We start from the raw sequence: 6,787 nt of genomic DNA, 5'->3' as shown, positions 1-6,787 counted from the left end.
GTTTGGATGGAGCTCCACAAGCGGGTGACAAATTTAACGTGATGGAAACTGATCGGGAAGCTCGGGAGATTGCTACCAAGCGAGAGCAAATCCAGCGCGACCAGTCACTACGCACCAAAAAGCATATTACGCTAGATGAAATTGGTCGTCGCTTAGCGATTGGATCATTCCGTGAACTAAACGTAATTGGGAAGGGTGACGTTGATGGTTCGGTAGAGGCTTTATCCGATTCGCTACTCAAACTTTCTACTGAAGAAGTTCAGGTGAATATTATTCATAAAGCAGTGGGGCAGATTTCTGAGTCGGATGTGCTGCTAGCTTCGGCTTCGGATGCGATTATCGTCGGTTTCCAAGTTCGGCCTTCTAATAGTGCCCGAGGATTGGCTGAGAAAGAGGAGATTGAAATTCGATTGTACTCTATTATCTACGATGCCATTAACGAAGTAAGAGATGCGATGGAAGGTATGCTTGCTCCTACCGTTGAAGAAGTAATTACGGGTAATATAGAGGTACGACAGGTATTTAAAATATCACGAGTGGGTACGGTAGCGGGCTGTTATGTAACCGATGGAACCGTTAAGCGTAATAATCGAATCCGTCTGGTTCGAGATGGTATTGTAGCCTATACTGGTGAAATTAACCAGCTAAAGCGTGAAAAAGACGACGTAAGCGAAGTACGCACCGGTTTTGAGTGTGGTATTAGCATTAAGAACTTCAACGATATTAAAGTTGGCGACGTAATAGAAGGCTTTGAAGAGAAAGAAGTGAAGCGTTCGCTATAAACGTTATTCAGTCTATTAAATAAAAAAAGCTCCATATAGGAGCTTTTTTAGTTTATGGATATACTTTTCTACAGTATTATTGCAGTAGCGCTGCTTACGTTGTTCGGCTTATTCCGTCCTTGGTACGCCCTATGGTGGTTGCCTGTAACGAATCGAAAAAAAGTATTACAGATTTATGGCTTGTTACTGCTACTGTTGGTAGTAATATATGGGTTTTTTATCCTCTTCTAAGGCACTTACACGCCCTCTGCCTCCACTCCTTGTACTTCAGGAACCATTGTTTTTAGCAGGTTTTCAATACCAGCTTTCAGCGTAATGGTGGAAGACGGGCAACCACTACACGCGCCCTGTAATAATACCTTAACCGTACCTTCTTGAAAAGAATGAAAGCTAATGGCTCCACCATCCTGCTCTACAGCCGGGCGAATGTACTCATCTAAAATGCTTTTAATTTTGATAATGGTTTCATCATCTTCATCAGCATCTTTTTCCACTAATGCCTCAGGAGTCAGAATTGGCTTACCAGCCTCTAAATGTTGCTTAATATGCTGTTTAATTGGTTCCTGAATTTCAGCCCACTCTGCCTGATCACTCTTAGTAACTGTCACAAAATTACTCATATAAAACACACGCGTTACGTGCGCTAAGTCGAAGAGTTCTTTTGCTAACGGAGCGTGTTCAGCACTCTCCGCATCCGGAAAATCATAACTCTCGCCCTCAGGTAACAACATAAAGTTAGTTACAAACTTAAGAGAATTCGGGTTTGGATTAGATTCTAAGTAGATATGCACATTCTGGGAATGTGTTTGCGTAGTATTCATAGTAAAATTTATGTATGCAACAAAAGCTTATGTAGGTAACATAAAGATACGGGTTAAGTTCATTTAACCAACACCCTCCTACCGTCTAATTTGGTAGCCAAAAGTAGTGAACTAAATTTTGCTACTTGTTGTATAATATGGTCAATTGACATAAGGCAGAATAATACAAATACTTGAATATAAGTGAGTTACTTATTTTAACACCAAATTTTAGTCTGCCCGTGCCAAAGAAGAAACGTGTTAGGACAATTTGGTTTTTAATTTAATATCCTCACTTTTGTGATCCGTTTAAAGGTATCGCATGCCAGGTTTCTGACTCAGCGTACTACCTGACTTGATAGAATGCAAGATATTAACGCTCTTAAAGAATCACTACATTCACCTAAGAAAGTAGTCATTATCCCTCACCAGAATCCCGATGCTGATGCGTTGGGTTCGGCATTAGGGTTAGCACTGTACTTAAAAAAACAGCGCCATCAAGTTCAAGTAATTTCCCCTACTGATTATCCCGAATTTCTGCATTGGATGAAGGGGCACGCTGATGTGCTTCTCTTTTGCGACAAAACACACCGTCCGAAGGCCGATCGGTGTATAGCCGAAGCTGATCTTATTATCTGCGTAGACTTCTGTTCGCTCAACCGCATTGATACAATGGAAGAACCTATTCGGCAGGCGACAGCTACTAAAGTACTAATTGATCACCACCACGGCAGAGAAGATTTTGCTAGTATTGAGTTTTGGGATACCGAAGCAGCAGCTACCTGCGAGATAGTTTACCAAATTATTGACCAATTGGGTGAACGTGATAAAATTGACCCAGATATGGCTGAGTGCCTGTACGCTGGTATCATGACCGACACTGGTTCATTCCGTCATCCTAATACTACGCAACATGTGCATCAGGTAGTAGCTGATCTTATCGGTTTGGGTGCCAATGCTTCCAAAGTGAGTAAGCTAGTTTACGATAATAACTCAGTAGATCGGTTACGTTTTATCGGCTATTCCCTCAACCAGAAGTTGGTGGTGATGGATGAATACAAGACGGCTTATTTTGCAATTACCTCCGAAGACTTACGAAAGTTTAAGTCGCGGCAGGGTGATACCGAAGGATTGGTGAACTACGCACTATCTATAAAAGGCATCACGATGGCAGCAATTATTATTGACCGCAACGATGTTGTAAAACTATCATTCCGTTCGGTAGGCGATTTTGCCGTTAACGATTTGGCTGCCGAGCATTTTGGGGGCGGAGGGCACAAAAATGCGGCTGGGGGAGTATCCGATCTTTCACTAGAAGACACCCTCCAGAAGTTTTTAAAACTACTCCCACAGTATAAAGACCAGTTATATCATAATCAATTACAGCAAAAAGCATTACACATAACATGAGAATTTCATTTATTAATATCGCATACGCCTGCATAGGTGTTCTATTAGGTTTTTCGGCTTGTAGTCAAACCGGAGAAGATGGTTACGAAACTACCTCGTCGGGTCTAAAAATCAAGTATCTATCTGAAGGAGAAGGTACCGAACCCGACAGCGGCGACTTTATATTGATGTATATGAAGTATTTAAAAGACGATTCATTGCTGTTTCCGCCTGAAGGCATGACCGACCCTATTCCGGTACAATTTGTCAGCGATACTGCTAACTTAGTTTTTGAAGCCTTCGGCATGTTAAAAAAAGGAGATAGCACTCATTTTCAGGTCTCTGCTGAAGAGCTATTTGTGAAAACATTTCAGGCTCAAATTCCCCCGGGCATTGAGGCTGAAGCACCAATTACCTTTCAGATTGGCGTGGAAGATGTAATGTCACCGGAAGATTTTCAGGCCTATCAGATGGAGCAGATGCGCAAGCAACAAGAAGACATGATGGCCCAGCAAACCGAGCAACTGAGTGCTGATAGTCTCATTATTAATGACTACTTAGCTGAAAATAGCATTGATGCTCAAACTACTGATTCTGGCTTGCGCTACGTCATCACGGAAGAAGGAAGTGGAGTACAGCCTTCCGTGGGTGACTCTGTATTTGTTCACTACCGAGGGAAGTTTCTGGATGGTACTGAGTTTGATGCTTCTTACGACCGAGGTGACCCACTCGGGTTTGCACTCGGGCAGAGTCAACTGATTCAGGGTTGGCACGAAGGGATTGCTTTACTCAATAAGGGAGCTAAGGCTACACTGTACGTTCCCTCGTCATTGGCGTACGGTCCGCAAAGCACGGGTCCTATTGCCCCCAATTCTGTTCTCATCTTTGATGTAGAATTAGTAGACGTCAAACAATAGTTAGCAGACATAAGCTATAGAAGTATGAAGAAGCTACTAGGATGGTTCCTCATTGGAACCATGATTGGGTATTGGAGTTGCTCGGACGACTCAGACGATGCTGGCGAAGGTCGGGGTGAGGAATTGCTACGAGAGCAACAGCAAACTATAGAAGATTATCTGGCCGATAACAACATCAACGCTACCCGCGATGGTGAAATTTATTATGAGGTACTTACTGAGAACCCTAATGGCGATGCTCCGTCTCAAGGCAATATTATCCGTATCTACTATCAGATTGCCTCATTAGATGGCACCCCGGTAGACCAACGTTTGGCTTCAGATAGTGTGCCGCCGGTTACTTACGTATTTGGTACAAACAACCTAATTTTACCAGTACTGGATATTTCTATTGCGAACATGCGTACTGGCGAAGAATATGAATTCTACCTGCCCACTGCTGCCTCGTATTTAGGTTATTCAATGGGTACCACTATTACTGAAGATATCATTGTGCGAGCCCGAATTCAATTGGTAGATATTATTACTACTGCTGAACTACGCGCTGAAGAAGATGAGCAGATAAAAACCTACATTGAACAAAATGGCTTGGCTGATGCTGATAGCCTTTCTCAAGGTGTTTACTACATCCGCACAGAGGAAGGTGCTGCTGATGGTGCTGAAATAAACGATGGAAGCAGTGTAGAAGTACGCTACACTGGTACACTACTAGACGGAACCGAGTTTGACAGTAACGTAAATGCTGATGCTCCTCTTCCTTTCACAATCGGTGGAAACCGAGTGATTCCCGGATTTGAAATTGGCACATCTCAAATGAAATTAGGCGAAAAAGGCATTGTTCTGATGCCGTCGTCTCAAGCATACGAAGAGAGTCAGTTAGCATTTCCGGCAGAAATCATCGATGATTTATTTGATCAACAATTAATTAACTCGAGTATTGGTAGTACGATACCGCCTTTTTCACCCCTACGATTCGATATTGAAGTAGTGACAGTAAACTAGCTATGAAACTCTGCTTTGCCACGAATAATGCTCACAAAATTACGGAGGTGCAGCATACGTTGGGCGGAAGGTTTGATATCATCAGTTTGCAGGATATTGGCTGCACCGAAGAACTTCCCGAAACGCAGGCTACTTTAGAAGGAAATGCTCAGCAGAAAGCAGACTTTGTGCATCAGCACTATCAAGTGGATTGCTTCGCCGATGATACCGGGCTGGAAATTGAAACACTACAAGGTGAACCCGGTGTTCACTCCGCTCATTACGCTGGCCCGCAGCGAAGCAGTCAGGCCAACATGCAAAAGGTGCTGGATAAACTTCAGAATACTGATGATCGCCAAGCTCAGTTCCGCACCGTTATCGCGCTAATGTTAGACGGAAAATTACACACCTTCGAGGGAGCCGTGGCCGGGAGCATCGCTCAGCAACCTTCCGGAAAGCAGGGTTTTGGCTACGATCCTATTTTTATTCCCCAAGGCTACCAACAAAGCTTCGCTGAAATGTCTTTAGAAGAAAAGAACCGGATTAGCCATCGCAGTCGAGCAGTCCAGCAACTGGTTAATTTTCTAAAAAACTACTAAAGTAACATGACTAACGCACCTTACGTGGTAGGAATTACGGGTGGAAGTGGGTCGGGCAAAACCCAGTTCTTACATTGGGTACGACATCTGCTAGGCGACGAATATAGTAGCCTTGTTTCTCAGGATAATTACTACAAAGATCTCTCTATTCATGATCCGCTCGAAAATCGTATCACTAACTTTGATGTGCCATCGCTAATAGAAGAAAAGGAGTTTGCCTATGATTTGGAGCAGCTAAAAGCCGGAAACACTGTTCGGCGGAAGGAATATACGTTCAACAATCCGGCCGCTGTACCATCCATGCTTGAGTTAAAGCCAGCCCCAATTATCTTGGTAGAAGGCATCTTCGTTTTTCATTTTCCGGAAGTAGTTCGACTGCTCGATCTTAAAGTTTTCATTGAAGCGCGCGAACATCTAAAATTTCACCGACGCATGAAGCGAGATACCGCCGAACGTGGCTTTAAAGCGGATGATGTGGTGTACAAATACACCCGACACGTAGTGCCTGCCTACGAAAAGTATATTGAACCCCACAAGCACGAGGCTGATCTTATTTTTCCTAATAACCAAGAGTATGCCGAAGGTGAGTGCCCTACTACCGCTGAAGTACTAGTAGCGTACCTTAAAACTAAGCTATCGTGAGTCAGCGATTTGCGGTAATCGGTTTAGGACAACTCGGCCACTCCATTGCTCGCACCTTAGCTGAGCGCGGAGCACAGGTGATTGCGGTAGATCAGAATATAGATCTAGTAGAACAAATAAAGGATCAGGTAGCTCACACTGTAGCCATGGATGCCACTGATAGTAAGGCACTACAAGCCCAGGATATTCATCGAGTAGATGCCGCAGTGGTAACGATAGGAGAAGATTTCGAGGCTCTGTTACTAACTACCGTGGTGCTACAGGAACTTGGCGTTAAAAGAATAATTACTCGAGCCGCCAACGAACAGCAGCACACGATCTTAACTAAATTGGGAATAACCGAGATCCTTTCACCGGAGAAAAAAATCGGTGAATCGGTAGCCAAATCGCTGCTTCAGCCTAATATCCGCTCTTTTCTTTCGTTGTCAGAAGAGTACGAAATTATAGAAATAGAGGCCCCAGCTAAGCTAGCCGGCAAAACTTTAGTACAAATTGACCTACGTCGCAAGTTCAACCTGAATTTAATCACAATTAAGCGTAGCGACAATCATGATCAACCTAAGTATTTTGTTGGAGTACCTAGTTCAGACACTGAGATTGAAGAGGGCGACCTACTCTTCATTATGGGAACCCAGGAAGATGTTCAGCACTTTATTGAGAGCCACCAGTAGATACGA

At 43.6% G+C, this 6,787-nt stretch carries 8 protein-coding genes; 7 read left to right on the top strand and 1 reads right to left on the bottom strand.

The features are described from left to right. A partial coding sequence (locus WBA23_RS02525) for a translation initiation factor IF-2 (RefSeq protein WP_424580673.1) occupies positions 1-782 on the top strand: 782 nt, incomplete at its 5' end. A 236-nt stretch (positions 783-1,018) separates the two neighbouring features. On the opposite strand, the gene WBA23_RS02520 is transcribed toward WBA23_RS02525, so the two are convergent. Continuing rightward, positions 1,019-1,603, bottom strand: a complete 585-nt coding sequence (locus WBA23_RS02520) for a NifU family protein (RefSeq protein WP_424580672.1) — start codon at positions 1,601-1,603, stop codon at positions 1,019-1,021. A 342-nt stretch (positions 1,604-1,945) separates the two neighbouring features. Between WBA23_RS02520 and WBA23_RS02515 the strand changes: the two genes are divergently transcribed. From WBA23_RS02515 to WBA23_RS02490, 6 genes are read left to right on the top strand one after another with little or no spacing between them, the layout of a single operon-like run. Continuing rightward, positions 1,946-2,992 carry a DHH family phosphoesterase gene (locus WBA23_RS02515; protein WP_424580670.1) on the top strand — a complete coding sequence of 349 codons (1,047 nt, stop codon included), beginning with the start codon at positions 1,946-1,948 and terminating at the stop codon, positions 2,990-2,992. Then, the gene (locus WBA23_RS02510) at positions 2,989-3,888 is read left to right on the top strand and encodes an FKBP-type peptidyl-prolyl cis-trans isomerase (RefSeq protein WP_424580669.1); all 900 of its coding nucleotides are present in this window, start codon (positions 2,989-2,991) and stop codon (positions 3,886-3,888) included. The genes WBA23_RS02515 and WBA23_RS02510 overlap by 4 nt, the downstream gene beginning before the upstream one ends. A 24-nt stretch (positions 3,889-3,912) precedes the next feature. Further along, the gene (locus WBA23_RS02505; RefSeq protein ID WP_424580668.1) at positions 3,913-4,890 is read left to right on the top strand and encodes an FKBP-type peptidyl-prolyl cis-trans isomerase; all 978 of its coding nucleotides are present in this window, start codon (positions 3,913-3,915) and stop codon (positions 4,888-4,890) included. Positions 4,891-4,892: 2 nt separating this feature from the next. Further along, a complete protein-coding gene (locus tag WBA23_RS02500) occupies positions 4,893-5,468 on the top strand; it encodes a non-canonical purine NTP diphosphatase (RefSeq protein WP_424580667.1) in 576 nt (191 codons plus the stop codon). Positions 5,469-5,474: 6 nt separating this feature from the next. Next, positions 5,475-6,110 carry a uridine kinase family protein gene (locus tag WBA23_RS02495; protein ID WP_424580665.1) on the top strand — a complete coding sequence of 212 codons (636 nt, stop codon included), beginning with the start codon at positions 5,475-5,477 and terminating at the stop codon, positions 6,108-6,110. After that, complete coding sequence (locus WBA23_RS02490) at positions 6,107-6,781, top strand: potassium channel family protein (protein ID WP_424580664.1); 675 nt, start codon at positions 6,107-6,109, stop codon at positions 6,779-6,781. Before WBA23_RS02495 ends, WBA23_RS02490 begins: the two co-directional genes overlap by 4 nt. Positions 6,782-6,787 lie beyond the last annotated feature (6 nt).

The organism is Tunicatimonas sp., from assembly GCF_049647865.1.
Classification (GTDB): Bacteria; Bacteroidota; Bacteroidia; order Cytophagales; family Cyclobacteriaceae; genus Tunicatimonas.
Note: the sequence above shows the minus strand (reverse complement) of the source record. Positions and strands in the feature narration are given on the sequence as shown.

Bases quoted from the DNA above. Each gene is read 5' to 3' on its own strand.
- WBA23_RS02520 (WP_424580672.1), bottom strand. From the start codon at position 1,603: ATGAATACTACGCAAACACATTCCCAGAATGTGCATATCTACTTAGAA.
- WBA23_RS02515 (WP_424580670.1), top strand. From the start codon at position 1,946: ATGCAAGATATTAACGCTCTTAAAGAATCACTACATTCACCTAAGAAA.
- WBA23_RS02510 (WP_424580669.1), top strand. From the start codon at position 2,989: ATGAGAATTTCATTTATTAATATCGCATACGCCTGCATAGGTGTTCTA.
- WBA23_RS02505 (WP_424580668.1), top strand. From the start codon at position 3,913: ATGAAGAAGCTACTAGGATGGTTCCTCATTGGAACCATGATTGGGTAT.
- WBA23_RS02500 (WP_424580667.1), top strand. From the start codon at position 4,893: ATGAAACTCTGCTTTGCCACGAATAATGCTCACAAAATTACGGAGGTG.
- WBA23_RS02495 (WP_424580665.1), top strand. From the start codon at position 5,475: ATGACTAACGCACCTTACGTGGTAGGAATTACGGGTGGAAGTGGGTCG.